Origin of the sequence: uncultured Sphingomonas sp., from assembly GCF_964250165.1 — a bacterium.
GTDB lineage: Bacteria > Pseudomonadota > Alphaproteobacteria > Sphingomonadales > Sphingomonadaceae > Sphingomonas.
This window is the reverse complement of record NZ_CAXUEK010000037.1, coordinates 1-25,607: the sequence shown is the minus strand read 5'-3', so window position 1 is coordinate 25,607 and position 25,607 is coordinate 1. Positions and strand designations below refer to the sequence as shown.

The 25,607-nt window shown below is 69.2% G+C and carries 27 protein-coding genes, 3 tRNA genes and 1 pseudogene; 17 read left to right on the top strand and 14 right to left on the bottom strand.

The genetic code is table 11. The annotated features are described in order from the left end of the window. From ACFE64_RS09305 to dcd, 3 genes are all read left to right on the top strand, one after another. On the top strand, positions 1 to 392 hold a 392-nt coding region (locus ACFE64_RS09305; protein WP_375392182.1), incomplete at its 5' end, for a citrate/2-methylcitrate synthase. Between the two features lie 16 nt (positions 393 to 408). Then, a complete protein-coding gene (locus tag ACFE64_RS09300) occupies positions 409 to 837 on the top strand; it encodes a cytidine deaminase (protein WP_375392181.1) in 429 nt (142 codons plus the stop codon). 93 nt (positions 838 to 930) lie between these two features. Continuing rightward, complete coding sequence (gene dcd / locus ACFE64_RS09295) at positions 931 to 1,485, top strand: dCTP deaminase (RefSeq protein ID WP_375392180.1); 555 nt, start codon at positions 931 to 933, stop codon at positions 1,483 to 1,485. Between the two features lie 520 nt (positions 1,486 to 2,005). Here dcd and ACFE64_RS09290 read toward each other — a convergent pair. The 4 genes from ACFE64_RS09290 to ACFE64_RS09275 all read right to left on the bottom strand — a co-directional run bounded on the left by ACFE64_RS09290 (position 2,006) and on the right by ACFE64_RS09275 (position 4,626). Continuing rightward, positions 2,006 to 2,434 (bottom strand): ExbD/TolR family protein, encoded by a 429-nt coding sequence (locus tag ACFE64_RS09290; protein WP_375392179.1) that lies wholly within the window; start codon positions 2,432 to 2,434, stop codon positions 2,006 to 2,008. A 41-nt stretch (positions 2,435 to 2,475) separates the two neighbouring features. Continuing rightward, positions 2,476 to 2,952, bottom strand: a complete 477-nt coding sequence (locus ACFE64_RS09285; protein ID WP_375392178.1) for an ExbD/TolR family protein — start codon at positions 2,950 to 2,952, stop codon at positions 2,476 to 2,478. A 105-nt stretch (positions 2,953 to 3,057) separates the two neighbouring features. Beyond that, positions 3,058 to 3,897 carry a MotA/TolQ/ExbB proton channel family protein gene (locus tag ACFE64_RS09280; protein WP_375392177.1) on the bottom strand — a complete coding sequence of 280 codons (840 nt, stop codon included), beginning with the start codon at positions 3,895 to 3,897 and terminating at the stop codon, positions 3,058 to 3,060. 60 nt (positions 3,898 to 3,957) lie between these two features. Beyond that, positions 3,958 to 4,626, bottom strand: a complete 669-nt coding sequence (locus ACFE64_RS09275) for an energy transducer TonB (RefSeq protein WP_375392176.1) — start codon at positions 4,624 to 4,626, stop codon at positions 3,958 to 3,960. Between the two features lie 225 nt (positions 4,627 to 4,851). Between ACFE64_RS09275 and ACFE64_RS09270 the strand changes: the two genes are divergently transcribed. Then, positions 4,852 to 5,691, top strand: coding sequence for a hypothetical protein (locus ACFE64_RS09270; protein ID WP_375392175.1), 840 nt, complete (start codon positions 4,852 to 4,854; stop codon positions 5,689 to 5,691). A gap of 9 nt (positions 5,692 to 5,700) precedes the next feature. On the opposite strand, the gene ACFE64_RS09265 is transcribed toward ACFE64_RS09270, so the two are convergent. Further along, on the bottom strand, positions 5,701 to 6,072 hold the full coding sequence (locus tag ACFE64_RS09265) for a dihydroneopterin aldolase (protein WP_375392174.1): 372 nt from the start codon (positions 6,070 to 6,072) through the stop codon (positions 5,701 to 5,703). A 67-nt stretch (positions 6,073 to 6,139) separates the two neighbouring features. Between ACFE64_RS09265 and ACFE64_RS09260 the strand changes: the two genes are divergently transcribed. The 4 genes and pseudogenes from ACFE64_RS09260 to ACFE64_RS09245 all read left to right on the top strand — a co-directional run bounded on the left by ACFE64_RS09260 (position 6,140) and on the right by ACFE64_RS09245 (position 9,056). Next, the gene (locus ACFE64_RS09260; RefSeq protein ID WP_375392173.1) at positions 6,140 to 6,667 is read left to right on the top strand and encodes a GNAT family N-acetyltransferase; all 528 of its coding nucleotides are present in this window, start codon (positions 6,140 to 6,142) and stop codon (positions 6,665 to 6,667) included. 61 nt (positions 6,668 to 6,728) lie between these two features. Continuing rightward, positions 6,729 to 7,244 (top strand): annotated as a pseudogene (locus tag ACFE64_RS09255) (DUF1285 domain-containing protein); the annotation flags it as partial. Positions 7,245 to 7,266: 22 nt separating this feature from the next. After that, the gene (locus tag ACFE64_RS09250; protein WP_375392184.1) at positions 7,267 to 7,863 is read left to right on the top strand and encodes a CoA pyrophosphatase; all 597 of its coding nucleotides are present in this window, start codon (positions 7,267 to 7,269) and stop codon (positions 7,861 to 7,863) included. Continuing rightward, positions 7,854 to 9,056: a CCA tRNA nucleotidyltransferase gene (locus tag ACFE64_RS09245; RefSeq protein WP_375392183.1), complete on the top strand. Its 1,203-nt coding sequence runs from the start codon at positions 7,854 to 7,856 to the stop codon at positions 9,054 to 9,056. Before ACFE64_RS09250 ends, ACFE64_RS09245 begins: the two co-directional genes overlap by 10 nt. Here ACFE64_RS09245 and ACFE64_RS09240 read toward each other — a convergent pair. The 4 genes from ACFE64_RS09240 to ACFE64_RS09225 all read right to left on the bottom strand — a co-directional run bounded on the left by ACFE64_RS09240 (position 8,969) and on the right by ACFE64_RS09225 (position 13,524). Further along, entirely contained in the window at positions 8,969 to 10,657 is a 1,689-nt protein-coding gene (locus tag ACFE64_RS09240) for a putative bifunctional diguanylate cyclase/phosphodiesterase (protein WP_375392172.1), read from the bottom strand. The two genes, ACFE64_RS09245 and ACFE64_RS09240, sit on opposite strands and share 88 nt — an antisense overlap. A 43-nt stretch (positions 10,658 to 10,700) precedes the next feature. Next, positions 10,701 to 12,968: a DNA topoisomerase IV subunit A gene (gene parC, locus ACFE64_RS09235; protein WP_375392171.1), complete on the bottom strand. Its 2,268-nt coding sequence runs from the start codon at positions 12,966 to 12,968 to the stop codon at positions 10,701 to 10,703. Between the two features lie 81 nt (positions 12,969 to 13,049). Then, positions 13,050 to 13,126, bottom strand: a tRNA-Pro gene (locus ACFE64_RS09230). 89 nt (positions 13,127 to 13,215) lie between these two features. Then, on the bottom strand, positions 13,216 to 13,524 hold the full coding sequence (locus ACFE64_RS09225) for a putative quinol monooxygenase (protein ID WP_375392170.1): 309 nt from the start codon (positions 13,522 to 13,524) through the stop codon (positions 13,216 to 13,218). 123 nt (positions 13,525 to 13,647) lie between these two features. On the opposite strand from ACFE64_RS09225, the gene yajC reads away from it, so the two are divergent. The 5 genes from yajC to ACFE64_RS09200 are packed head-to-tail and all read left to right on the top strand — an operon-like array spanning position 13,648 to position 18,208. After that, entirely contained in the window at positions 13,648 to 13,989 is a 342-nt protein-coding gene (gene yajC, locus ACFE64_RS09220) for a preprotein translocase subunit YajC (RefSeq protein WP_375392169.1), read from the top strand. Between the two features lie 13 nt (positions 13,990 to 14,002). Beyond that, positions 14,003 to 15,598, top strand: coding sequence for a protein translocase subunit SecD (secD, locus tag ACFE64_RS09215; protein WP_375392168.1), 1,596 nt, complete (start codon positions 14,003 to 14,005; stop codon positions 15,596 to 15,598). A 13-nt stretch (positions 15,599 to 15,611) separates the two neighbouring features. Further along, positions 15,612 to 16,595, top strand: a complete 984-nt coding sequence (secF, locus tag ACFE64_RS09210) for a protein translocase subunit SecF (protein ID WP_375392167.1) — start codon at positions 15,612 to 15,614, stop codon at positions 16,593 to 16,595. Between the two features lie 10 nt (positions 16,596 to 16,605). Continuing rightward, positions 16,606 to 16,974, top strand: coding sequence for an Mth938-like domain-containing protein (locus ACFE64_RS09205; RefSeq protein ID WP_375392166.1), 369 nt, complete (start codon positions 16,606 to 16,608; stop codon positions 16,972 to 16,974). A gap of 43 nt (positions 16,975 to 17,017) precedes the next feature. Then, a complete protein-coding gene (locus ACFE64_RS09200) occupies positions 17,018 to 18,208 on the top strand; it encodes a DUF3089 domain-containing protein (RefSeq protein WP_375392165.1) in 1,191 nt (396 codons plus the stop codon). Between the two features lie 20 nt (positions 18,209 to 18,228). Here the strand turns inward: ACFE64_RS09200 and ACFE64_RS09195 are convergent, their stop codons facing one another. The 4 genes from ACFE64_RS09195 to lon all read right to left on the bottom strand — a co-directional run bounded on the left by ACFE64_RS09195 (position 18,229) and on the right by lon (position 22,586). After that, complete coding sequence (locus tag ACFE64_RS09195; RefSeq protein WP_375392164.1) at positions 18,229 to 19,395, bottom strand: glycosyltransferase; 1,167 nt, start codon at positions 19,393 to 19,395, stop codon at positions 18,229 to 18,231. 214 nt (positions 19,396 to 19,609) lie between these two features. Next, positions 19,610 to 19,684, bottom strand: a tRNA-Val gene (locus ACFE64_RS09190). Positions 19,685 to 19,783: 99 nt separating this feature from the next. After that, positions 19,784 to 20,071: an HU family DNA-binding protein gene (locus ACFE64_RS09185; protein WP_375392163.1), complete on the bottom strand. Its 288-nt coding sequence runs from the start codon at positions 20,069 to 20,071 to the stop codon at positions 19,784 to 19,786. A gap of 118 nt (positions 20,072 to 20,189) precedes the next feature. Then, positions 20,190 to 22,586, bottom strand: a complete 2,397-nt coding sequence (gene lon / locus ACFE64_RS09180) for an endopeptidase La (RefSeq protein WP_375392162.1) — start codon at positions 22,584 to 22,586, stop codon at positions 20,190 to 20,192. 162 nt (positions 22,587 to 22,748) lie between these two features. On the opposite strand from lon, the gene ACFE64_RS09175 reads away from it, so the two are divergent. The 3 genes from ACFE64_RS09175 (at position 22,749) to ACFE64_RS09165 (ending at position 24,149) form a co-directional block, all read left to right on the top strand. Further along, complete coding sequence (locus tag ACFE64_RS09175; RefSeq protein WP_375392161.1) at positions 22,749 to 23,543, top strand: class II aldolase/adducin family protein; 795 nt, start codon at positions 22,749 to 22,751, stop codon at positions 23,541 to 23,543. A 52-nt stretch (positions 23,544 to 23,595) separates the two neighbouring features. After that, positions 23,596 to 23,669 (top strand) — tRNA-Gly (locus tag ACFE64_RS09170). 111 nt (positions 23,670 to 23,780) lie between these two features. Continuing rightward, positions 23,781 to 24,149 carry a hypothetical protein gene (locus ACFE64_RS09165; protein WP_375392160.1) on the top strand — a complete coding sequence of 123 codons (369 nt, stop codon included), beginning with the start codon at positions 23,781 to 23,783 and terminating at the stop codon, positions 24,147 to 24,149. 27 nt (positions 24,150 to 24,176) lie between these two features. On the opposite strand, the gene ACFE64_RS09160 is transcribed toward ACFE64_RS09165, so the two are convergent. Beyond that, positions 24,177 to 24,935, bottom strand: a complete 759-nt coding sequence (locus tag ACFE64_RS09160) for a competence/damage-inducible protein A (RefSeq protein WP_375392159.1) — start codon at positions 24,933 to 24,935, stop codon at positions 24,177 to 24,179. A 53-nt stretch (positions 24,936 to 24,988) separates the two neighbouring features. On the opposite strand from ACFE64_RS09160, the gene map reads away from it, so the two are divergent. Beyond that, the coding region (gene map / locus ACFE64_RS09155) for a type I methionyl aminopeptidase (protein ID WP_375392158.1) at positions 24,989 to 25,607 on the top strand (619 nt) is incomplete at its 3' end.

The following is a 25,607-nucleotide window of genomic DNA, read 5'->3' as shown; positions in this document are numbered from 1 at the left end:
TCCGGCTGATGGGCTTCGGCCACCGCGTCTACAAGAATTACGATCCCCGCGCGGCCGTGATGCAGCAGACGGTCCGCGAGGTGCTGGGCGCGCTCGGGGTCACCGACCCGGTATTCGACGTCGCCCTCCAGCTGGAGGAGATCGCGCTCAAGGACGATTATTTCGCCGAGAAGAAGCTGTTCCCGAACGTCGACTTCTATTCGGGCGTCATCCTGTCGGCGATCGGCTTCCCGACCTCGATGTTCACGGCGTTGTTCGCGCTCGCCCGCACCGTCGGCTGGGTGGCGCAGTGGAACGAGATGATCACCGATCCGGACCAGAAGATCGGCCGTCCCCGCCAGCTCTACGCCGGGCCGACCGCGCGGCCCTACGTGCCGGTCGGCCAGCGCTGAGGCGCGCGGCCGTGTCGTGACGCCCGACCAGCTGATCGCCGTGGCCCGCGCCGCCGCGGCGCACGCCTATGCCCCCTATTCTCGGTTCGCCGTCGGCGCGGCGGTGCTGCTGGTGGATGGTGGTGTGGTGACGGGCGCGAATGTCGAGAACGCCAGCTACGGCCTGTCGCTCTGCGCCGAGACGGTGGCGGTAGCGACCGCCGGCGCGCAGGGGCGATTGGCCGACATCGTCGCGCTGGCGGTCGTCGGCGGCCCGATCGACGGCGCGGGCGATGCTCCGGTCAGCCCGTGCGGCCGGTGCCGGCAGGTGCTGAACGAGGCCGCCCAGCTCGGCCGCCGCGACCTGCCGGTTCATTGCGCCGGCCTGACGGGTGACCGGATCAAGACGTATCGCCTGTCCGATCTTCTGCCGCACGCGTTCGGGCCCGACGATCTGCGTTCCTGACGCGCGATCTGCCGCATCGCTCTCCGACGCAACGCGATGTCGCGCGAGGAAGGCTCCGCTTGAACCGCCCGCCAGGCTCGGCGACAACGCCTCATGGCCATTCAATCGGACCGCTGGATTCGGGAGCAGGCGCTCGACCGGGGCATGATCGAGCCGTTCGTGGAGGCGCAGCGGCGGGAGGGCTGCATCTCCTACGGCCTCTCATCCTACGGATATGACGCGCGCGTCGCCGACGAGTTCAAGATCTTCACCAATGTCGACAACGCGATCGTCGATCCCAAGGACTTCGCCCATAACAGCTTCGTCGATCGCAAGACCGCCGTGTGCGTGATCCCGCCCAACAGCTTCGCGCTCGCGCGCACGGTGGAGTATTTCCGCGTGCCGCGCGACGTGCTGGTGATCTGCCTCGGCAAGTCGACCTATGCGCGCTGCGGCATCATCGTGAACGTCACGCCGCTCGAACCCGGCTGGGAAGGTCATGTGACGCTAGAGTTCTCCAACACGACGCCGCTGCCGGCCAAGATCTATGCCAATGAGGGCGCCTGCCAGTTCCTGTTCCTGCGCGGGGAAGAACCGTGCGAGGTAAGCTACGCCGATCGCGCCGGCAAATATATGGGCCAGCAGGGCGTCACCTTGCCGCGGCTCTGAGATAAACGAGTGATTGCCGACGCGATATAGATCAGCCGGCGACGCGGGCGGTAGGCTCGACTGCGACTCGGCTAATCTGCCTCGCTTCCCTGGCAAAGGCTGGGAACCAGTTGCGAGACTGTCGAGCCTTCCTGTCAACCGGTGCAGCCCGATGCTGGCCCAGCTTTCGCCGGGGGGCGGTGGAGGAGATCGCTCCATTCAGCCGGATCAGACCCTAACTCCTCCCCGGGACGGGGAGGGGGATAGCCGACGCGGAGCGGCGGTGGTGGAGGGGACTGCGGCGGAGCGGCCCGCGCCGTCAGGAGCTCCCCCTCCACCATCGCTGACGCGATAGTCCCTACCCGCGTACGATCGGCGAGGATCGATCCACGCCCTTGCCCCGCCTTCGGAATGGGCGCGACAACCGGCTGGGCATCATCGGGCACCAGCTATCGCCCGTCGCGGGCCTGGGCGGTATCCAACCATACGCCAACAAAAAAGGGCGGCCCCGCAGGACCGCCCCATCTCATCCCACCTAAGCTCAGAACTTATTGTAATACTGCTCGTCGCCGATGAACCCCAGCTTGGTGATGGCGGATTTCTTCACAATCGCCAACGTCTTGTCGACGATCTCGTAGCGCGCCTGGGCATCGGGCTGGAAATGCAGCTCCGGCTCCGGGTTCATCTGCGCGGACTGGTCGAGATAATTCTTCAGCGTCGCTTCATTCACCGGCACGCCGTTCCAGGCCACCGTGCCCGCCGGATCGATGTTGATCACGTTCTTCTGCGGATCGACCGGTGGCTTGGGCTGGTTCGGATTGTTGACCGGCAGGTCCACCTTCACCGCATGGGTCTGGATCGGGATGGTGATGATGAACATGATGATCAGCACCAACAGGACGTCGATCAACGGCGTCATGTTGAGGTCCATCATCGGCTCGCCATCGTCGTTGCCGCTGGCCATCGCCATATCAAATTACTCCTGAATGCTTATGACATCGACCACGGTTCTTACAGCCGCGGGGTGTTCTCTTCGGGTGGTGGCTCCGAGATGAAGCCCACCTTGGAGAATCCCGCCATCTGCATGGTGTAGATGGCGCCCCCCACGCACTGCCAGGGGGTGTTCACGTCGGCTCGAATGTGCGCTTCCGGCAACTCCAGGTCGGGATTGCCGACGCCGCCCTGACGCGCGATCTCCGCCTTCAGCTTGGCGACCGCGCGGCTGAGCAGCTCCTCGTGACCGATCTTGGAGGTTCCCCAGAAGACGTTGCATCCGGTGGCGTCGCCGACGATCGAGAGCGAGACGTTCTCCGGCTTGGTGGTCGTCGGATCGAAGCGGACATTGGGCAGCTTCAGCTTGATGGACTGCACCACCACCGGCACCGCGATCAGGAAGATGATCAGCAGCACCAGCATGACATCCACCAGCGGCGTGGTGTTGATGTCGGCCATCGTCGTGTCGTTGTCGCCGCCTACGCTCATCGCCATGGTGCGATATTCCCGTCTTTGCGTCGGGGCCGGAACCCCGGAGGTTGCGCCGTCCCGGCCGGAACGGCTGCCGGCGCCGCCACCACGGCAACGCCGGCGTCGTGCTTAGCTGTTGTTGGGCTTGCCGCCGGTCGCGCCGAAGGTCGACGAGCCGAGATTGCTGGTCGCCGGCGTCGCGGTCGCCTTGGTCGTCGCGCCCGTCACGGGAGCACCCGCCGGGCGGCTCACCGCGATCGGCTTCACCGCGCCGTTCGAGGCGAGGAAGCCGAGCACGTCGTTGGAGAAGGCGGCGAGGTCTTCCGCGATCGACTTGTTGCGACGCTGCAGCCAGTTGTAGCTGAGCACCGCCGGCACCGCGACGACCAGGCCGAGCGCGGTCATGATCAGCGCCTCGCCGACCGGGCCGGCGACCTTGTCGATCGAGGCCTGACCGGCCGCGCCGATCGCCAGCAGCGCGCGGTAGATGCCCACCACCGTGCCGAACAGCCCGATGAACGGCGCGGTCGCGCCCACGGTGCCCAGGAAAGCCAGCCCGGCATTCAGCTGCGAGTTGATCGACGCTTCCGAGCGGGCCAGCGATCCGTGCATCCAGTCATGCGCCTCGACCGGGTCGGTCAGCTTGGGATACTGCTCCTGCGCCGCGAGACCATCGTCCACCAGCTGCTTGTAAGCCGAGTTCTTCTCGAGCTTGGCCGAGCCCTCGCGCAGCGAGCCCGACGACCAGAAGCCCTGGCGCACGCGCTTGGCCTGCCCGCGGATCTTCTGCTGCTCGAACAGCTTCGTGAACAGGATGTAGAGCGACACCACGAGCATCGTCACGAGGATGACGAAGACCGTCCAGGAAATGACGCCGCCCTGCTTGAGCGCGGGCAGGAGGCCGTATTGGCTCTCCGTGGAAGCCGCGCCGGCGGCGTTCCCGGCGGCAGCGAGAATGGTGATGAGCATGGTCGTCGGGTCCTTCGATGAAGAGGTGGCCGGCGGTGGACGTCCGCCGCCGGCAATCGGTTACTCGCTGGGCAACACCCAGCGCACAGGCAGCGTATAGGTGGAAGCTATGGCGTTGCCGCTGTCGTCCTTTGCCGGCGAGAAGCGCACGCGGCTCCTCGCGATCCGGCATGTGGTCGAGTCCAGCGACTCGTTGCCGCTCGACGCCGTGATCGAGCAATCGGTCACATGGCCGTCGGTGCCGACCGAAAGCCTTGCGACCACGCGGCCCTGCGCGCCCGCCCGGATCGCGTCCGGCGGATAGTTGTCCGTGCCGAAATACTGTCCCGGATTTCCCTTCAACCCTGCGGCTTGCGACACCCGCGGCGCCGGCGGCGGTGCCGGCGGCGACGGCGGCGGCGCGGTCGGCGTCGGGATGTAGACCGGCGGCGGCGTCGGCACCGTCGAGATCGTCACCGGCGGCGTCACGTTGGTCTGCACGATCGGCGGCGGCGACACCACCGGCGGCGGCTGCAGGTGCTGGTCCGGCGGCGGCGGGGGCGGCGGCTCGGGCGGCGGCGGCGGCGGCGGCGGCGCGACGTCGAACACGTTGAGCTGCTTGTTCACCTTCTTGGCGAAATCCACCGCCAGGCCGGTGACGAAAGCGTAGCCAACGCCCGCGACGATGATGGCGACGATGATCATCGCCACCATCCTGCTGCCGGTTGTGTCACGATCAGCATAGGCCATTCGGCTATGAAACTCCCTTGTTCTCCCAGCACCGCAACCGGCATGGGGGGCCTACTTCGCGGAACGCCTGTCCCGGATATGGTATCCCTGCACAAGCCCCTCTCGTCTATCCGCCCCTTTTCTGACGTGCAAACCCTTTGTAGACGAAATGATATTGCACGGATGTGCCAGCGCCGGACGCTTCCCGCTTGGCGCTCGACCTCCCCGGCGCTACCCCCCGACGGCATGACGCCACGATCGCTCGCGCTGCTGCTCGCCCTCGCCGCGCCTGCGGCTGCTCAGCAGAAGCCGCCCTCGCCGCCGGCCGCTCCCGCCGCCTATGCCTATGCCGATCTCGCCGACCTGACGCTCGCCGCCCCGGTGATCGCGGACGCCGTGGTGCGCTCGACGACGAGACTGAAGGGCGCCGACCTCGCCGGCGTCGCGCCGGGGCGGACGCGCCTCTACGTCGAGGCGGACGTGATCGCGCTGATCCGCGGTGCAGGCGGGCTGCAGCCGCGAGTCGGCTATCTGCTCGACGTCCAGCCTGACTGGCGCGGGCGCCTACCGGCATTGAAGAAGACGCGCGTGCTCCTGTTCGCCCGCCCGGCGCCCGAGACGCCGGGCCAGCTCCAGCTCGTGGCGCCGGACGCGCAGCTGCCCTGGACGCCCGCCGTCGACGCCAGCGTCCGGAGCATCGCGCGCGCGGCGCTCGGGCCGGACGCGCCGCTGCGCCTGACGGGTGTGCGCGAGGCGTTCCACGTCGCCGGCGCGCTGCCCGGCGAGGGCGAGACGCAGGTGTTCCTGTCGACCGCCGACCGTCGCCCCGTCTCGCTGTCCGTGCTGCGTCGCCCGGGCGAGCGGCCGCGCTGGGCGGTCGCGCTGTCGGAGATCGTCGACGAGGCCGCTGCGCCGCCGCCGCGCGATTCGCTGCTCTGGTATCGTCTCGCCTGCTCGCTGCCGCCAGCGCTGCCGCCCGCCAGCACCGCGGGCCTTGCGCCTGCCGACGCGGATGCGGCGGCGGACGATTATCGCTTCGTACTGGCGCAGCTGGGCCCGTGCGGGCGGACGCGCGCTGCGTTCTGAAGAACTCGCCTAGCGGCGATGCCGGACGAGGGTCATCCCGATCGATTCGCCGGCCTCCGCGATCGCCAGCTTGACGATCTTCACCTCCACCCGCCGCACGCGCGCATCCTGGAGGAACAGCGTCTCGCAGATATGGTCGGCCACTGCCTCGATCAGCGTGAAATGCTGCCCGGCCGGCAGCGCGGTCGTGGCCGCATGTTTCAGATCGAGATAGTTCTTGGACGCGGCCAATGGCGTGTCGTGCGCGAACCGCGGCGGACAGTCCAGGTCGGCGGTCACCGAGATCCGCAGCGGCTGCGGGAGGTGCGTCTCCTCGGAATAGATGCCGGTCAGCACCAGCACCTCCAGCCCGTGCACCTCCAGCCGCAGATGGTCGTCCATGAGGCCACCCTTACCATGCCCGCACGGCCGGGGAAGCACGGCCTTGCCAAGCGCGCCCGCAACGCTAATGCGCCCGCCCTTCATGCTGCTCGCCGCCCTCCTCAGCATCCAGCCGCTCGCGGCGGTTCCGGACACTGCCATCGAGGCGCTGCTCGACCGCGCCTTCGGCGCGGATCGGCGCGGGCGGACGGCGTACAAGGTCCGCGGGGCGGCGCGCGCGATCCCGGCGCTCAGCTTCGCGGCGCTGGAGGGCGAGACGCTGATCGGCTCCATCCAGTGCTGGCCGGTGCGGTTCGCCGCCGATGCCGGTGAGGCGACACCGCTGGTGATGGTCGGCCCCGTCGCGGTCGAACCCGAGCGTCAGCGGGACGGCGTCGGCCAGCGCCTGATGCAGGCCGCGCTGGGGGCCGCCGCGCGCGAGGACCTCGACGACCGCCTCGTCCTGATCGGCGACCCGGAATATTACGAGCGCTTCTTCGGGTTCAGCGCCGCGCGCACCGGCGGTTGGCGGCTGCCCGGACCCGTCGAGCGGCACCGCCTCCTCGCCCGCGGCGTCGCCATACCGGCCGCGGCCGGCGTGCTCGGACCGGCCTGACGCCTTCCAACCGAGGGCGAGGCGCTTGCCCCCCTCGGTCGCCCGCCCTACCTCCCCGGGCATGCCGATGGAGCCGACGCCCGATCTCGCCCAGCTCAGCCTCGCGGACGCGGCGCGGCTCGCGGCCGAGCGCAAGCTGCCGCCGGTCGAGCAATGGAACCCCACCCATTGCGGCGACAGCGAGATGCGGATCGCCCGCGATGGCACCTGGTTCCATCAGGGCTCGCCGATCGGGCGCGAAGCCATGGTGCGGCTCTTCTCCACGATCCTGCGCCGCGAGCCGGACGGCGGCTACGTCCTCGTCACGCCAATCGAGAAGCTCGACATCGCGGTCGAGGACGCCCCGTTCCTCGCGGTCGAGATGAAGGCCGAGGGCGAGGGCCGCGACAGCCGCCTCGCTTTCCGCCTCAACACCGGCGACCTCGTCACCGCCGGGCCGGAGCATCCGCTGCGCTTTGCCGAACGCGACGATGGCCCCCATCCCTATCTCCACGTCCGCGGCGGCCTGGAGGCGCTGGTCGCGCGGTCGCTCTATTACGAACTGGCCGAGCGGGCGCTGGCGGATGACGCCGATCCGCCTTCTTCCCCATCGCGCCGGCATGACGCTGGCGGAGCGGCTGGCGGCGGCGCTGGCCAGGGGCACGGACACGACGCCCGAACTGCTGACCGGCGACCGGGTCGGCCTCGCCGACACGCCGGACGACGCGCTGACGCCCGCCGCCGTGCTGGTCGCCGTCACCGATCGGCCGCGCCCAGGCGTGATCCTCACCCAGCGCACCGACACGCTGCGCCGCCACGCCGGCCAGGTCGCCTTTCCCGGCGGTCGGCTCGATCCCGGCGAGGACGCGATCGCCGCTGCCCTGCGCGAGGCGGAGGAGGAGATCGGCCTGCCATCGGCCGCCGTCACCGTGATCGGCCCCGTCGACCGCTACCGCACCGTGTCCGGCTATACGATCACCCCCGTGCTCGCCGCGATCCCGCCCGACCTGCCCTTCGCGCCCAGCCCGCACGAGGTCGCGGACGTGTTCGAGGTGCCGCTCGACGTGCTGTTCGATCCCGCCAACCAGCTGGAGCAGGACATGACCTGGCGGGGCGTCCCGCGCCGCTATTGGGAGCTGACCTGGGAAGGACGCCGGATCTGGGGCGCGACCGCGGCGATGATCGTCAACCTGTCGCGGCGGCTGCCATGGCCATGACGCTGCCCGCCGCCGCGTGGCGGCAGCGGCCCGGCCTCGATCGGCTGGTCGCCGCCCTGGGCGACGCGCGGTTCGTCGGCGGCGCGGTGCGCGACACCCTGCTCGGGCTGTCCGTCGCGGACATCGACGTCGCGACGGGGCATCCGCCTGAAGAGGCTGCGCGCCGGCTGGAGGCGGCGGGCATCAAGGTCGTGCCGACCGGCCTCGCCCATGGCACGCTGACCGCGATCAGCGCCGACACGGTGGTGGAGGTGACGACGCTCCGCCGCGATGTGGCGACCGACGGTCGTCACGCGATCGTCGCCTTCACCGACGACTGGCGCGCCGATGCCGCGCGCCGCGACTTCACGATCAACGCGCTCTACGCCGAGCCGGAGAGCGGCCTGGTCCACGATTATTTCGACGGTCTGGCCGATCTCGAGACACGCCGCGTCCGCTTCATCGGCGACCCCCTGCAGCGCATCGCCGAGGATCACCTGCGCATCCTGCGCTTCTTCCGCTTCTACGCCCGGTTCGGTGACGCGATCGACGACGCCGGCTTGGCGGCGTGCGTGGCGCGCGCCAACGACCTAATGGCCTTATCACGCGAGCGGATCGCGGCGGAGCTGCTCAAGCTGCTGGTCACGCCGGGCGCGCTCCAAACGGTGCTGCTGATGGTCGAACACGGCATCTTCAAGGCCGTGCTGCCCGAGATCGTCTCGACCACATGGTTCGTCTGGTTGGTCGAGACGGAGACGCATGCCGCCGTCGACCCTGATCCGATCCGCAGGTTGGCCGCCTTGCTCCCGCGCGATCCCGTAACCGGCGAAGCAGTTGCCAACCGTCTGAAACTCTCGAAGGCGCAGCGGCAGCGGCTGATCCTCGCGCTCACCGAGCGTGGCGGCAGCCCCTGGGAAGACGCTTATCGGCATGGCCGGGAGGCGGCGATGGATCGGGTTTTGCTCGCCGACGATTTCACGACGCCGCGAGAGCTGAAGGAATGGCCGATTCCCTGCCTGCCTTTGTCGGGCGGCGCGCTGATCGCCCGCGGGCTCGCCGCCGGCCCGGCGGTCGCCGCCGCGCTGAAGGCGGTGGAGGCGCAATGGATCGCGGAGGGCTTCCCCGGTCAGGCGCGCGTCGACGCGATCGCCGATTCCGTCGTCGCCGGCGCGATCAGCGCCCAGGCGGCGTCGGCCTCCAGCGGCCGGCCATAAAACCAGCCCTGTCCGTGCGTGCAGCCCAGTGCTGCCAGCGTCTGTGCCAATGCCTCGGTCTCCACGCCTTCCGCGGTCGTCTCCTTGCCCAGTGCCTGCGCCAGCCCGAGGATTGCGCGCACGATCGCCACCTTGTCGCGGTCCGCCAGCATGCCGGTGACGAAGCTCTTGTCGATCTTCAGCACGTCGATCGGCAGCCGGTGCAGGAAGGCGAGATTGGAATAGCCGGTCCCGAAATCGTCCATGGCGAGCGTCGGGCCGAGCGCCTTGAGCGCGTGCAGCGTCGCGGTGACCGCGTCGGCATCGCCGATCAGCGCGCTTTCGGTCAGCTCCAGCGTAAAGCGATCGCCTGCGAGCCCCGTCGCCGCCAGCGCGCGTTCGATCGTCAGCGGCACGGCGTCGCGCTGCAGCTGGATGGCCGAGACGTTCACCGCCAGCCGCACCCCGCACGGGCCGCCGGCGCGCGCGTCCCAGCCGGCGAGCGTGCGCGCCGCGGTGTCGATCGCCCAGCGGCCGAGCGGCACGATCAGCCCCGATTCCTCCGCCACCGGGATGAACTCCCCCGGCGAGCGGTCGACCCCGTCCGCGTCCCTCCAGCGCGCCAGGGACTCGAAGCCGGTCACCCGGCCGGTCGCCAGGCAACAGATCGGCTGGAAGGTGAGGCGCAGCCGCTCCTCCTCGATGGCCCGGCGCAACGCCGTCTCCATCGCGAACTGCGCGCGCGCGACGGAGAAGGCGCGCGGCTGATACGTCTCGATCTGCCCGCTGGCCTTGGCGCGCTTGGCCGCGAACTGGGCGTGACGGATCAGCTCCTCGCCGTCATCCGCCTCGTCCACCTCCAGCGCCAACCCGATCGCACAGTCGACGCCGATCTCGTAATCGCTGAGCCGGAACGGCGCGCGCAGCGCGCCATGGATGCGCTCGCCGAGCGCTGCCGCCTCGGCATGATCCTCGTCGATGACGATCAGCACGCCGAACTCGTCACCCCCGATCCGCGCCAGCGCGTCGCGTGCGCGCAACGCCCCCTTGATCCGGCGCGCCACGGTGATGAGCAGCTCGTCGCCGGCGAGCGATCCCAGGCATGCGTTCAGCCGCCCGAAGCGGTTGAGGTCGATCACCATCACCGCATAGCCATCGCGCTGCGTCAGGGCCGCCGCGATGAGGTCGCCGAAACCTTCGCGATTGGGCAGCCCGGTCAGGCTGTCGGTCGTCATCTCGCGCCGCAGGCTGCGCTCGGTCGCATATTGTCTGGTCTGGTCGACGAAGGTGACCGTACAACGCCCGCGGGATTGCGCATTCACCCGCGCCAGGCCGACGCGATACTGCCGGGAATCGATTGCATCGCCGAACGTCCAGTCGATCTCCTCGCGCTGCGCGTCCGACGCCATGAAACGGTCCAGCAGTTCGCGCAGCGCCGCCAGCATCGGCGACCGCTCGGCGATCACGCCAAGCCCCGCCAGGCGGTAGGCGCTGTTCACCGCCTCGAATCGCCAGCCGTCGGTGCAGCGGTGGAGGTGCGCAGCCGGGATCGGGATCAGCTCGACGCCCGCCTCGAGCACTTCTCGCGGCACCGGCAGGAAAAGGTCGGGGGCGGACGCCATCGCCGCTGGCCTATGGCGACGCGGTTAAGGCGGCGCTAAAAACCTAGCGGGAATTGAAGCGGTTATCGCGCGGGAAGCCGGTTGGCGGCATCCGTCCCGCCGCCCCGCGTGCCGCCCGCCACGGTCCCAGATCGGCCTCGGTGCGCATACGCCTGCTCTCGCCCCCCATCGGCCAGCTCAGGCCGGCCGCGAACCCGAACGTGATCGCATCCGCCAGCCCGCCGTCGCGATAGCGCTGCATCTGCATCCCCTGCCCGCGGCTCATCTCCGCCAGCTCGGCCAGCGGGAAGACCAGCATCTTCCGATTGTCGCCGATCGCCGCGACATAGTCGTCGGCAGGCCCGACCGGCCGCACCAGCTTCAGCCTGGCGCCGGGCCGCGGCGTCATCACCGTCTTGCCCTTGCGCGTCTCGGCGATGGTTTCGGCGGTCGGCGCGATGAAGCCGCGCCCGTCCGATGCCGCCACCAGCAGCTTCGCCGCCGTGCGCGCCGGCAGGAACGCAACGACGCCGATCGATCCTTCGAGATCGATCGACGCGCGCACCGGCTCGCCGAAGCCGCGCCCACCCGGCAGCTTGTCGGCCGCGAGCGTATAGAAGCGCCCGTTCTCGGCCGCGAGCAGCAGCTTGTCAGTGGTCTGCGCATGGAACGCGAACGCAGGGCCGTCCCCCTCCTTGAACTTCAGCGTCTCGGCCGAGCCCAGGTCGAGGTGGCCGCGCATCGCGCGCACCCAGCCGCGTTGCGACAGCACGACAGTGATCGGCTCGCGCTCGATCATCGCCTCCAGCGGGATGTCGCGCGTCGGCGCCGCCTCGACCAGCGCGGTCCGCCGCCTGCCCAGCGCCGTCTCCGGCCCGTAGCGATCGCGCAGCCGCTTCATGTCGCGCTTCAGCCGCGTGCGCTGCCGCGCTTCCGAGCCGAGCAGCAGCGTCAGCTCCGCCTGCTCCTTCCCTAGCCCCTCCTGCTCGCGCCGCAGCTCCATCTCCTCCAGCCGCCGCAGCGAGCGCAGCCGCATGTTGAGGATCGCCTCGGCCTGACGGTCGGAAAGCCCGAACTCCGCCATCATCACCGGCTTGGGCTCGTCCTCGCCGCGGATGATCTCGATCACCCGGTCGAGGTTGAGGAAGGCGATGATGTAGCCCCTGAGCAGCTCCAGCCGGTCGGTGATCTTCGCCAGCCGGTGCTCGGTCCGTCGCCTGAGCACCGCGAACTGATGGTCGACCCATTGGGCGAGCGTCTCACGGAGCGAGAGGACCCGCGGCGTCCGCTGCGCGTCGAGCACGTTGAGGTTGAGGCTGAACCGCGATTCCAGCTCGGTCATCCGGAACAGCGACTCCATCAGCAGATCGGCGTCGACCGTGCGCGCGCGCGGCTCGATGACGATCCTGATCTCCGCATCCGATTCGTCGCGGACATCGCCCAGGATAGGCAGCTTGCGGTCGTCCACCAGTGCCGCGATCTCGACGATCAGCTTGCCCTTGGTCACGCCATAGGGGATCTCGCTGAGGACGATCCGCCAGCCGCCGCCCTTCTCGCGCTCGATCCCCCAGCGCGCCCGCACCCGGAAGCCGCCGCGGCCGGTGGCATAGGCCTCCGCGATCGCCGCCGCGGGGTCGACCACGATGCCCCCGGTCGGAAAGTCCGGCCCCTTCACATGCTGCAGGATCTGCGCGTCGGTGGCGCCGCGATCGTCGACCAGCAGCATCGCCGCGTCGAGCAGCTCGGCGGCGTTGTGCGGCGGGATGCTGGTCGCCATGCCGACCGCGATGCCGCTGGCGCCGTTGGCCAGCAGGTTGGGGAACAGGCCGGGGAACAGCTCCGGCTCCTGCTCTTCATTGTTGTAGGTCGGGCGGAAGTCGGCGGCGTCCTCGTCCAGCCCCTCCATCAGGTCGATCGCGACCTGGGTCAGCCGCGCCTCGGTGTAGCGGTAGGCGGCCGGGTTATCGCCGTCGATGTTGCCGAAATTGCCCTGACCGTCGACCAGCGGGTAGCGCAGCGAGAAATCCTGCGCGAGCCGCACCATCGCGTCGTAAACCGCGACATCGCCATGCGGGTGGAACTTGCCGATCACGTCGCCGACGACGCGCGCGCACTTCTTGTATCCCGCCGCCGGATCGAGGCGCAGCAGCCGCATCGCCCACAGCAGCCGCCGGTGCACCGGCTTCAACCCGTCGCGCAGGTCCGGCAGCGACCGCGCGGTGATCGTCGACAGCGCGTAGACGAGATAGCGCTCGGACAGCGCGGAATCGAACGGCGCGTCCAGAATGCCGACGGGCGGCGCATCGGCTGGGTCGGCAAGATCGCTGGGCATCACGGCGCTGATAGCAAGCGGAACCGATGAAGGCGAGTTCCGACTATGTTCTGCTTGGATCATCCGGCCCGAGCCGGAGAATGGTCGGGGCGACAGGATTCGAACCTGCGACCCCCACACCCCCAGTGTGATGCGCTACCAGGCTGCGCTACGCCCCGACCGCGGGCGCCATCGAAGTGTTACTTCGATCGGGTCCCGAGCCGCGGCCTCTAGGCTCGGGGGCGAGGCGATGCAAGCCGCAGGGCAGTCAGCCGCCGATCAGGTTGCGCCAGAACTCGCCGGTCCAGGCGTCGATCCGCATGCCGCTGATCGTGAACGCGCGCAGCGATCGGCCGAACGCTTTCTGGTGATCCGCCTGCCCGTGCGCGGCGAGCGCCTCGGGGGTCGCCCAGCGCTCGGCGACGCGGACCAGATCGGGATCGCCGGCGTCGAACGAGAAGGCGTACAGCTCGCAACCCTCTTCCTCCAGCACCCTGGCGGAATGCGCGGCGAACAGCGGCGCGGCCTTCGCGCCCTCGCCCGCGGCGAACTGTATCTCGCCCATCACGATGATCATGGCGTCCTCCCTCCATCCCGGTTGCGGGCCGATTGCACGAAAGGGGAAGCGGTGCTAGCGGCCAGCGCTTCCCGCGGCCCCGAACACGCGTCGGCCGCCCCCCTCGCTTGCCTGACGGAATTGATGCTGATCTCCCCCGCTTACGCCCAGGTCGCCGGCGGCGCACCCGTCGAGGGAGGGGCGCTCGCCTTCTTCGTCCAGTTCGCGCCGCTGCTGCTGCTGTTCGCCGCCGGCTGGTTCCTGCTGATCCGCCCGCAGCAACAGCGCCAGCGAACGCTGCAGAACGCGATCGCCGCCGTCCGCAAGGGCGATCAGGTCATCACCGCCGGGGGCGTGCTCGGCCGTGTGACCAAGGTGGAGGACCGGTTCGTGGAACTGGAGATCGCCCCCAACACCCGCATCCGGGTGGTGAAAACGACGCTGACGGAGATCACGTCCTCCGCCGCCAAGCCGGCCAACGACTGAGGCGACCCGGACGATGCTCGACTTTCCGCGCTGGAAGGTGGCCTGGGTCTGGGGCCTGCTCCTCGTGCTGTGCGCGCTCGCCCTGCCGTCCTTCGTGCCCGAGCGGGTGACGAACGGCTGGGGCGCGATCCCGCACCCGCGCATCAACCTGGGTCTCGACCTCGCGGGCGGCAGCTATCTGCTGCTGGAGGGCGACACCGCCGATCTCGCCAATAGCGATCTGGAGACGATGCGCGACCAGGTGCAGGCGGAAATGCACCGCGGCAGCCCCCGCATCGACATCGGCGACATCTCGGCGCGCGACGGCCAACTCTCCTTCATGCTGCGTGATCCGAGCCAGGTCGATGCGGCGCGCGAGCGGCTGCTCCAGATCGCCGGCGGCGGCGCCGGGCTGACCGGCCAGCGCGTGTGGGATATCCAGGTCGTCGACACCTCCCGCTTCGTCCTGCACGAAACCAAGGCGGGCCAGCAGCTCGCGCTCGACACGGCGATGAAGGACGCGACGGAGGTCGTGCGCCGCCGCATCGACGCGCTCGGCACGAAGGAGCCGACGATCATCCGCCAGGGCGCCAGCCGCATCGTCGTGCAGGTGCCGGGGCTCAAGAACCCGCAGGCGCTGCAGGACCTGCTCGGCAAGACCGCGAAGCTCGAGTTCAAGCTCGTCGACCTCACCGCCAACCCGACCGACCTGGCGCAGAACCGCGCGCCGCCGGGCAGCCAGGTGCTGCCGATGCAGACCGGCGGCGGCCGCATCGCCGTCAAGCGCTCGGCGATCATCAAGGGCGAGGACCTGGTTGACGCCCGCCAAGGCTATGATCCGCAGACCAACGCGCCCAATGTCGAGATCACCTTCAGCAGCGCCGGCGGCCGCCGCTTCGCACGCACGACACAGGAGAACGTCCACAAGCCGTTCGCGATCATCGTCGACAATCAGGTGATCTCCGCCCCCAACATCAACGAGCCGATCCTGGGCGGACGCGCGTCCATCTCGGGCAGCTTCACCGTCGACAGCGCCAACCAGCTCGCGATTGCGCTGCGCTCGGGCAAGCTGACCATCCCGTTGAAGGTGATCGAGGAATCGACGGTCGGGCCTGATCTCGGCAAGGACTCGATCCACGCCGGCATCCTCGCCTCGATCGTGGCGGTGGTGCTGGTCGTCGCCTTCATGTTCGTGACCTATGGCCGGTTCGGGGCCTATGCGAACCTCGCGGTCATCATCAACGTGTTCGTGATCCTTGGCGTGCTGGCGCTGGTCGGCGGCACGCTGACGCTGCCCGGCATCGCCGGCTTCGTGCTGACGATCGGCACCGCGGTCGACGCCAACGTGCTCATCAACGAGCGCATCCGCGAGGAGCGCCGGCGGGGGCGGTCGGTCGTCCAGGCGGTCGAGCTCGGCTACAAGGAGGCGAGCCGGACCATCTTCGAGGCGAACATGACGCACGGTATCTCCGGCCTCATCATGCTCGTGCTCGGGTCGGGGCCGGTCAAGGGCTTCGCGGTGGTGCTGCTGATCGGCATCGTCACCTCCGTGTTCACCGCCGTCACCTTCACCCGGATGCTGACCGCCGGGTGGATCCGCCGCACGCGGCCGCAGACGATCAATATCTGAGGCGAGGATCGACATGCGCCTGCTCAAGGTCGTCCCCGACCACACCAACATCGATTTCGTCCGCCTGCGCGGGCTCGCCTTCACGATCACGCTGCTTCTGTCCGTGCTGGCGGTCGGGCTGACCTTCGCGCGCGGCCTCAATTTCGGCGTCGACTTCGTCGGCGGCCTGATGATCGAGGAGAAGTTCCCCGCGACGCCGCCGGTCGATCAGGTTCGCGCGGCGGTCGATCGGCTCGGCGTCGGCGAGGCGTTCATCCAGCCGGTGGGCGACGGCAAGACGCTCAACATCCGCCTGCCCGTGCAGCAGGGTTCGGACGAGGGCGCGACGAACGCGGTGGTCAAAAAGGTCGAGGCGACGCTGGCGCAGCGCTTCCCCGGCGCGACGTTCAGCCGCTACTCGACCGTCTCGGGCAAGGTCTCGGGCGAGCTGATCCGCAACGGCGTGCTCGCGGTGGTGCTCGCGATCCTGGGCATCGGCCTGTTCGCGATCCTGCGCTTCGAATGGCAGTTCGGCGTGTCGACGGTGGTGGCGATCATCCACGATCTGCTGATGACGCTCGGCTTCTTCGCGCTGACGCGGTTCGAGTTCGACCTCAACATCGTCGCGGCGGTGCTGACCATCATCGGCTATTCGATCAACGACAAGATCGTGATCGACGACCGGATCCGCGAGAACATGCGCCGTTATCGCAAGATGGAGATGCGCGAGATCATCAACCTGTCGGTCAACGAGACGCTGCCGCGCACGGTGATGACCTCGCTCACCATCCTGCTGGCGCTGTTCGCGCTGCTGATCCTGGGCGGTCACGTGCTGCGCGGCTTCACCGCGGCGATGATCCTGGGCATCTTTGTCGGCACCTATTCGTCGATCTACGTCTCCTCCTCGCTGCTCATCACGCTGGGCCTGCGCGCCGAGCCGAACCGGGAGCGGCCGGGAACGCTCGACAAGGCGGAACGGGTCTCCGAAGCGGAGCGCGTCACGCCGCGGAAATCATAGGCTCCGGACGGTGAAGGTCGAGCGCGATCAGCCCGGCCCGGGACCTATCGTCACCGGCTTCGGCCCCGGCGGCTTCCGGGTCGGCGAGGCTAGATACCGCGCGTTGCTGCTGACCGTCGAGGCGGCGCACGACTGGACTCCGCCGTTGCTGGCGGCCCTGGCGCCGGCCGACCTGCAGCCGCTGACGGACTATCGGCCCGAGTTCATCCTGCTCGGCACCGGACCCACGCTCCGCCGGCCCTCCCCCGGCCTGGTCGGCGCGCTGGACGCGCTCGGCATCGGGCTCGAGATGATGGACAGCCGCGCCGCCGCGCGCGCCTGGGGCGTGCTGCGCGGCGAGGGGCGCGTGGTCGCGGCGGCGCTCTACCCCCTCGACTAGCCTCGTCGCGCTGATATGATCCCGCAAAACGATGGGAGGGATCATGCGACAGCTCTGGTTCGCCGCGCTCGCGGCCACGCTTACGACGCCCGCGGGCGCGCAGATGCCGGCGCCGGCCGCGGCCAGCCCTTCGCCCACCCCGGATTATAGCCAGGACGCCGCCTGGCTCTGCCGTCCCGGCCGGCACGACCCCTGCACCGCCAACCAGGACGTGACCGTCGTGTCCGCCAGCGGCAAGCAGAAGATCGAGCGCTTCAGGCCGGCCAGCGCGCCCGCCTTCGACTGTTTCTACGTCTACCCCACCGTCTCGATGGACCCCACGCCGAACAGCGACATGACCGCAGGGCCGGAGGAGAACGCCGTCGCCACCGCACAGGCCGCCCGCTTCACCGCCAAGTGCCGCGTCTTCGCACCGCTCTACCGGCAAGTGACGCTGACCGCACTGCGGCAGATCATGACCGGCGGCACGCCCGCCGTCGACCGCGGCATGGCGCTGGCCGACGTCTATGCGGCCTGGACCGATTATCTCCGGCGCGACAATCGTGGCCGCGGCGTCGTGCTGATCGGCCACAGCCAGGGCTCGAGCGTGCTCAAACAGCTGATCGCGGGCTATATCGAGGGGCAGCCGGCGCAGCGCAACATCATCGCCGCCTACCTCGCCGGCACCAACCTGGCGGTGCCGCCGGGCCAGGCGGTCGGCGGCGATTTCAAGCAGCTGCCGATCTGCACGCGCGCCGGGCAATATGGCTGCGTCGTCGCCTGGGTCACCTTTCGTGCCGACTCGCCGCCGCCGGCGAACAGCCGCTTCGGCAAGCCGACGCCCCCTTCGCCCGCCGGCACGGTCGCGGCATGCGTCAACGCCGCAGCGCTCGGCGGCGGCAAGGCCGTGACCGACGCCATCTTCGCCACCAAGGGCGCGGGCCTGTCGAGCACGCCGCAGGAGAACTGGTCGTCGGTAGGCCCGGCGATCGCGACCCCGTTCGTCAAGGTGCCGGGGCTGATCTCGGCGGAGTGCGTGCAGCAGGACGGCTTCAGCTATCTGGCCGTGACGCTTAACGCCGATCCCAAGGACCCGCGCACCGACACGATCGGCGGCGACGTGGTCGCGAACGGCACGATCCTGAAGGATTGGGGGCTGCACCTCCTCGACATGCCGATCGAGATGGGCAATCTGGTCGAGCTGGCGGACGCCCAGGCCAAGGCGTGGCGGGGCGTGGGGTTGCCGACCAAGTAGCGCCGGCCAGGTAGTGCCGGTCAGGTGCGTGCCGCGACCAGCCCCGCGAGGTGCTCGCGCAGTTCGCGGGCGTTGCGATCCCAGCTGAAGGGTACCGCCGCCTTGGCCACGTCCCTGAACCAGGGTGGGGTTGCCAGCAATTCCGCGATCGCATCGGCAAAGGCTTCCGGCGTGCGCTCGACGACGCGCCCGGCGACCGATGAGGTCACCACCTCGCGCGCCGCGCCCGCATCGGGAATGACGATCGGCACGCCCATCGCCAGCGCCTCCACCCAGGCGTTCGCGAGACCTTCCGACGCGGACGCCAGCGCCATCACGTTCACCGCTTCCAGCAACCACGGCAGTTCATCGTGCGGCACCGAACCGAGCAGGTAGAGGCGCGATCCGAGCCCGACGCGATCGGCCAGCGCGATCAGCGCCGCGCGCTCCGGCCCGTCGCCGGCGATCACCAGCGGCACATCCGGGATACGCGCCATCGCCTGGATCAGGATGTCATGCCCCTTGCGCGGGATCAGCGCGCCAAGCGACAGCACCGCGGGTCCGTTCAGGCTCCAGTCGCGCTGCGCGAGCATCCTGCTGCCGTGCGACTTGAATCTTTCGTGATCGATGCCGGTATAGTGTACGCGGATATTCTGCGCGGGCATCCCGAGCGCCACCATGTCGGCCTTCATCGCCATCGATACGGCCAGCAGCCCGTCGGCCGCCCGGCCCGCCGCGCGCACCTGAGCCGCCGTGGCCGGCAGGTTACCCCAATAGTGGACGTCCGCCCCGCGCGCCTTGATCGAGACGGGTACGCCATAGCGCCGGCCGAGCGCGACGGCCGCGGGTCCGTCCGGGAAGAAGAAGGACGCATCGATCACGTCGAACGTACCAGCAAGACGGTCGACGAGAGGAACAAGCGTGCGGTTGAGCTCCTTCACGTGAAAGCGCCCACTGGTGCCCGGGATGGAGCTGAACCGGGGACGATGGACCGCCAGTCCCTTCCAGCCCTCCTCGGTCGGGATCGTTGCCAGCGCACGGTGTTCGGGGCGGCGTATGAACCAGGGCGGCAGACCGACCGGCGCCACGACTGTGACCTCTGTGTCCGGCAACGCCGCCAGCCCGAGCGTCTGGCGCTCCACGAATACGCCGAAATTGGGCCGCGTCGCGTCGGGAAAGAGGGTCGAGAGGGTCAGGACGTGCAGCATGGAGGGAGTGTAGCAACGGGAGGTTAAGTCGGCCTCACCCATTCGTCGGCAAGTCCTCTCCCATCGGGAGAAGAAGGGAGCGGCGAAGCCGCAGAAGTGCAAAGGTGCGGCCCGCGCCGCGGCAAAGCCGCGTCGTCGAAGCTCGGCTTGGCCGAGCCCGGCCGCGCTGTCGCGTCTCGTCGCCAGCTGCGCTGGCGTCGTGCGCGCTGCGCGGTGGTGGGCGCGACAGGGATTGAACCTGTGACCCCACCCGTGTGAAGGGTGTGCTCTACCGCTGAGCTACGCGCCCGGAACCCCGGCAGGCGGCCTCTTAGCAAGGCCGATGGTGGTGTCTAGTGGGTGCGACGCCTGCCGCGCCGATCCTCGCGATGGGGAGGCCGCCGGCGGATCAGTTCACCGAGTCTTTCAGTCCCTTGCCGGCCTTGAACTTGGGCTGGCTCGACGCCTTGATCGTCATCGGCTCGCCGGTGCGGGGATTGCGGCCGGTGGACGCCTTGCGCTTGGACAGCGAGAAGGTGCCGAAGCCGACCAGCCGCACCTCGTCGCCCTTCTTGAGCGCCGTGGAGATCGCATCGAACACCGCCTCGACCGCCTTCACCGCATCGCCCTTGCCGAGCCCGGACGTGTCGGCGACCGTGGCGATCAGCTCCTGCTTGTTCATCCGAACCCCCGTCAACGCCCTGAGGCCGGCACGACTCGCGCCGCGCAGGCGAAAGGCCTGTATAGGCCTCCGGTGCTGATCTGAGTCAATGTTTACCGCCGCGGGACATCAGGGCCCGCGGCGGCTCGTCCCATCAGTGATGCAGTTCGCCACCGACCGGCGGCACGCCCGGCGGCGGCAGCGCCGCGAGCTCGTCCGCGTCCGTCCAGTCGATCGCCTCGATCGGGGCGGTCAGCGCCAGCCGAAGCACCTCGTCGACATGGGAGACGGGCACGATGGTCAGCCCGTCCCTGATGTTCTGCGGGATGTCGGCGAGGTCCTTCTCGTTCTCCTGGGGGATCAGCACCGTCTCGATCCCGCCGCGCAGCGCCGCCAGCAGTTTCTCCTTGAGCCCGCCGATCGGCAGCACGCGGCCGCGCAGCGTGACCTCGCCCGTCATCGCCACCTCGCGCCGCACGGGCGTGCCGGTCAGCGTCGAGACGATCGAGGTGACGATGCCGACGCCCGCGGATGGCCCGTCCTTGGGCGTCGCGCCCTCGGGCAGGTGGATGTGGACGTCCTTGCGCTGGAACACGCTGGGCTTGATGCCATAGCTGGGGCTGCGCGCCTTGACGAAGCTGAACGCGGTCTCGATCGACTCCTTCATGACGTCGCCCAGCGTGCCCGTCAGCTTGGCTGCGCCCTTGCCCGGCACCGTCACGCTCTCGATCGTCAGCAGCTCGCCACCCACCTCGGTCCAGGCGAGCCCGGTGACGGCGCCGATCTGGTGCTCGGTCTCCGACAGTCCGTGGCGATATTTCTGGACGCCCGCGAGCTCGTGCAGATTGTCCGGCGTCACCGTCACCGCCGTCGCCTTGCCCTCCAGGATCTGGCGCAGCGCCTTGCGCATCAGCTTGGCGATCTCGCGCTCCAGCGTCCTGACCCCGGCCTCGCGGGTATAGCGCTGGATGAGCGCGCGTAGCCCCTCCGAGGTCAGCGTGAACTCGCCGGGCTTGAGACCATGCGCGTCCAGCTGCTTGGCCAGCAGATGCCGCTCGGCGATCTCGACCTTCTCGTCCTCGGTATAGCCTTCCAGCCGGATGATCTCCATGCGGTCGAGCAACGGCTGCGGCAGGTTGAGCGTGTTGGCGGTGCAGACGAACATCACGTCTGAAAGATCGATGTCGATCTCCAGATAATGGTCGTTGAACCGCGCATTCTGCTCGGGGTCGAGCACCTCCAGCAGCGCCGACGCCGGATCGCCACGGAAATCGGCGCCGAGCTTGTCGATCTCGTCGAGCAGGAACAGCGGGTTGGACGCGCCCGCCTTTTTGAGGTTGGTGACGATCTTGCCCGGGAGCGAGCCGATGTAGGTCCGCCGATGGCCCCTGATCTCGGCCTCGTCGCGCACGCCGCCCAGCGACTGGCGCACGAACTCGCGCCCCGTCGCCTTGGCGATCGACTGGCCGAGGCTGGTCTTGCCGACGCCAGGCGGGCCGACGAGGCACAGGATCGGCCCCTTGAGCTTGTTGGTGCGCGCCTGGACCGCGAGATACTCGACGATCCGGTCCTTCACCTTCTCCAGCGCGTAATGGTCCTCGTCGAGCACGGCCTGCGCCGCCCCGATATCCTTCTTCAGCTTCGACTTCTTGCCCCAGGGCAGACCGAGCAGCACGTCGAGATAGTTGCGCACCACCGTCGCCTCGGCGCTCATCGGCGCCATGGTCTTGAGCTTCTTGAGCTCGGACGTCGCCTTGGTCCGCGCCTCCTTGGAGAGCTTCAGCGTCGCGATCTTCTGGGTCAGCTCGGCGATCTCGTCGCCGTCCCCCTCCTCGTCGCCGGCACCCAGCTCGCGCTGGATCGCCTTCAGCTGCTCGTTGAGATAATATTCGCGCTGCGTCTTCTCCATCTGGCGCTTCACGCGGCTCTTGATCTTCTTCTCGACCTGCAGGACGCCGAGCTCCCCCTCCATCAGCGCGAAGCACATCTCCAGCCGCTTGGCGGGATCGGCCTCGACCAGCAGCGCCTGCTTGTCCGCGACCTTGACCTGCAGGTTGGCCGCAACCGCATCGGCCAGCTTGCCCGCCTCCTCGATCTCGCCCAGCTGCTCGGCCGTTTCGGACGGCATCTTGCGGTTCTGCTTGGCGTAGCTCTCGAACTGGCTGACGACCGAGCGCATCAGTGCGCCGACCTCCTGGCCCTGCGCCTCGCCGTCGCCGATCGGCTCGACCTCGGCCTGCAGATAGCTGTCGGTCTCGCTCAGCTCGGCGAGCCGCGCACGCTGCTTGCCCTCCACCAGCACACGCACGGTGCCGTCCGGCAGCTTCAGCAGCTGGAGCACGGTGGCGGTGACGCCCAGCTCGTAGATGTCGGCGCGGGCGGGATCGTCCTCGGCGGGATCGATCTGCGCGACCAGGAAGATCTCCTTGTCGGTCGCCATCGCCGCCTCCAGCGCGGCCACCGATTTGTCTCGCCCGACGAACAGCGGCACGATCATGGACGGGAAAACGACGATGTCCCGCAACGGCAGGACGGGCAGGGTCTGAGTCATGCGGTCTCCGGTGGCGAGCGCCGGCGGGCGCTCGCCGTTCGCAGACTATATGGGGCCGTGCCGCCGCGCATCAATCATGCCGTCGCGCCCCATGCGCGAGGTCCGTTTTCGCGCGGCGGCGGATGGTGTAGACGCACGCCAAACCCGAACAGGAGATGATGCATGGCGACCGCCGCGGTTCTCGATACCCCCGTCGACTCTGACGCCGATTCTGGCGCCATCTCGGCTGCGGAATGGCAGGCCCGCGTCGATCTCGCCGCCGCCTATCGGCTGGTGGCGCTGTACGGCTGGGACGACCTGATCTTCACCCACCTGTCGGCGCGCGTGCCCGGGCCCGAGCACCATTTCCTCATCAATCCCTACGACATGATGTTCGAGGAGATCACCGCCTCCAGCCTCGTCAAGATCGACGTCGAGGGCAATCCGGTCGGTCCGTCCGAGCACCCGGTCAATCCGGCGGGATTCACCATCCATTCCGCGATCCACATGGCGCGCGAGGACGCGACGGCGGTGATGCACCTCCACACGCCGCACGGCCAGGCGGTCAGCGCGATGGAGTTCGGCCTGCTGCCGCACACCCAGACGGCGATGATCGCCAAGCACAACGTCGCCTATCACGACTATGAGGGCATCGCCACCGATCTCGACGAGCGCGAGCGGCTGGTCGCGGACCTGGGCGACAAGCATGCGATGATCCTGCGCAACCACGGCACGTTGACGGTCGGCGACAGCGTCGGCAGCTGCTTCCTGCGCCTCTACTTCCTGGAGCGCGCCTGCGAGGCGCAGGTGCACATGCTCGCCGCCGGGCTCGATCACCTCAACACCCCGCCGCAGGGCGTGGAGCACAGGGTCGCCGGCCAGTCCGCGCCGCAAGGCATGGGCCGCCTCGCCGAGCGGCTTGCCTGGCCGGCGCTGCTCCGCAAGCTCGACCGCCTCGATCCGAGCTTCCGCGACTGACGGAGGCGAAGCGGTTGACGACCGCGCCGCCCCATGCGACGCGCCGCTACGCGCGGGTGTAGCTCAATGGCAGAGCAGAAGCTTCCCAAGCTTACGACGAGGGTTCGATTCCCTTCACCCGCTCCACCGCAAGCTCGGCCGGCGTAGCGAAGCTACGCCCGACGGCGCGGCCCCGCCGCGGCGTTGCCCCTGGAAACTCCGCCGACCCGAACCGTTCTCCCGCCAAGGAGAACACAAATGCCCGACCAGCGCGTCGATCCCGAACGCTCGCGTGAGCCCAAGCCGTTCAACCAGGCACACGGCTACTCAGGGGAGGAATATCATCGCGAGCGCGAGACCGCCGAAGGTGACCGCGCCGCCGAGCCGCCCGTGCCCGCCCCGGACGGGCATCCCGACCTCCCGCCCGACAATGGTGCGCGCGCTAGCATCGACCAGCAGACCGGCGAGGTGAGCGGCGCGGGCGTGGGCGCGGGCGGCGGCCAGCCGGGCGAGGATCTGTCGTCGGACGCCGCGACCGGGGACGGCTATCCGATCACCGGCGGCGAAGGCGGGGATCATGCGCCCGGTCCGCTCGGGCCGAAGAACGACAAGGCCGGCTATCTGTAGCTCGCACCGGCCGGCCGCGAGCGCGCCTCAGATGCCCCCGGCCACGGTCGCCCGGCCCACCGCCTCCAGCCGCGCCGTGAGGTCGGCGGCGCAGGCGTCGACCAACGCCTCGTCGGGGCTGCGCACCACGAAATTGGCGCCCACCCGCCCCTCGCGGAAGAAGGGATAGCTGCCGATCGCCACGCCCTCGTGCGCGCGCTCGGTCTCGCGCAGCAGGTCCGCGACCTCGCTCTCGGCCGCCCAGCTGCCGATCGTCTTCGACACCACCGGCCGCCCGCCCTCCAGCTGCCCGGTCAGCGCGTCGAGCATGCCCGCGGTGATGTGCGGCACGCCGGCCATGATGAACAGGTTGCCGAGCCGGATACCCGGCGCCCCTGACAGCCGGTTCTCGATCAGCGTGGCGCCCTCCGGCACCCGCGCCATCCGCGCCCGCGCCTCGGTCAGCCCGCCGCGCGTCGTGTAATAGCGTTCCAGCACCGCCAGCGCGTCCGGATGGTGGACGACGCCGACGCCGAGCGCGGCGGCGATCGCGTCGACCGTGATGTCGTCATGGGTCGGGCCGATCCCGCCGGTGGTGAAGAGATAGTCGTTGCGCGCCCGCAGCGCGTTCACCGCCTCGACGATCGCCTCCGTGCGGTCGGGGACGACGCGCACCTCGGCAAGCCGGATGCCCTGCACGTTCAGCCATTGCGCGACCTGCGCCACGTTCTTGTCCTGCGTGCGGCCGGACAGGATTTCGTCGCCGATCACGACCAGCGCCGCGGTCCAGATGCGCTCCTCTGCCATGCGTCCGACCCTAGCCTCGCAAAGCCCGCGCCGTCACGCTATATCGCGTCGCCATGACCGATTACCTCGCCGTCACGTCGGACCAGCCGATCACCCGCACGGGCGCGATCAAGCTATATGGCCAGGATGCCTTCGCCGGCATGCACCGGGCTGGCCGGCTCGCGGCCGAGACGCTCGACATGCTGGTGCCGCACATGGTGCCGGGGGTGCCGACGGCGGAGATCGATCGGCTGATCTACGACTTCATCCTGGCAGCGGGCGGCGTGCCGGCGACGCTCGGCTATCGCGGCTACACCCACTCGACCTGTATCTCGATCAACCATGTCGTCTGCCACGGCATCCCGAGCGACAAGACGCTCAAGTCCGGCGACATCGTCAATGTCGACGTCACGCCGATCCTGGACGGCTGGCACGGCGATTCGAGCCGCATGTACCTGGTCGGCGACGTATCGATCCGGGCGAAGCGGCTGGTTGAGGTCACCTACGAGTGCCTCATGCTCGGGATCGAGCAGGCGCGGCCGGGCAATCACATGGGCGACGTCGCCAACGCCATCCAGCGCCATGCCGAGCGCAACCGTTACGGCGTGGTGCGCGATTTCTGCGGTCACGGCGTCGGTCGGCTGTTCCACGACGCGCCGGAGGTCGTCCATGCCGGCCGCCCCGGCACGGGAG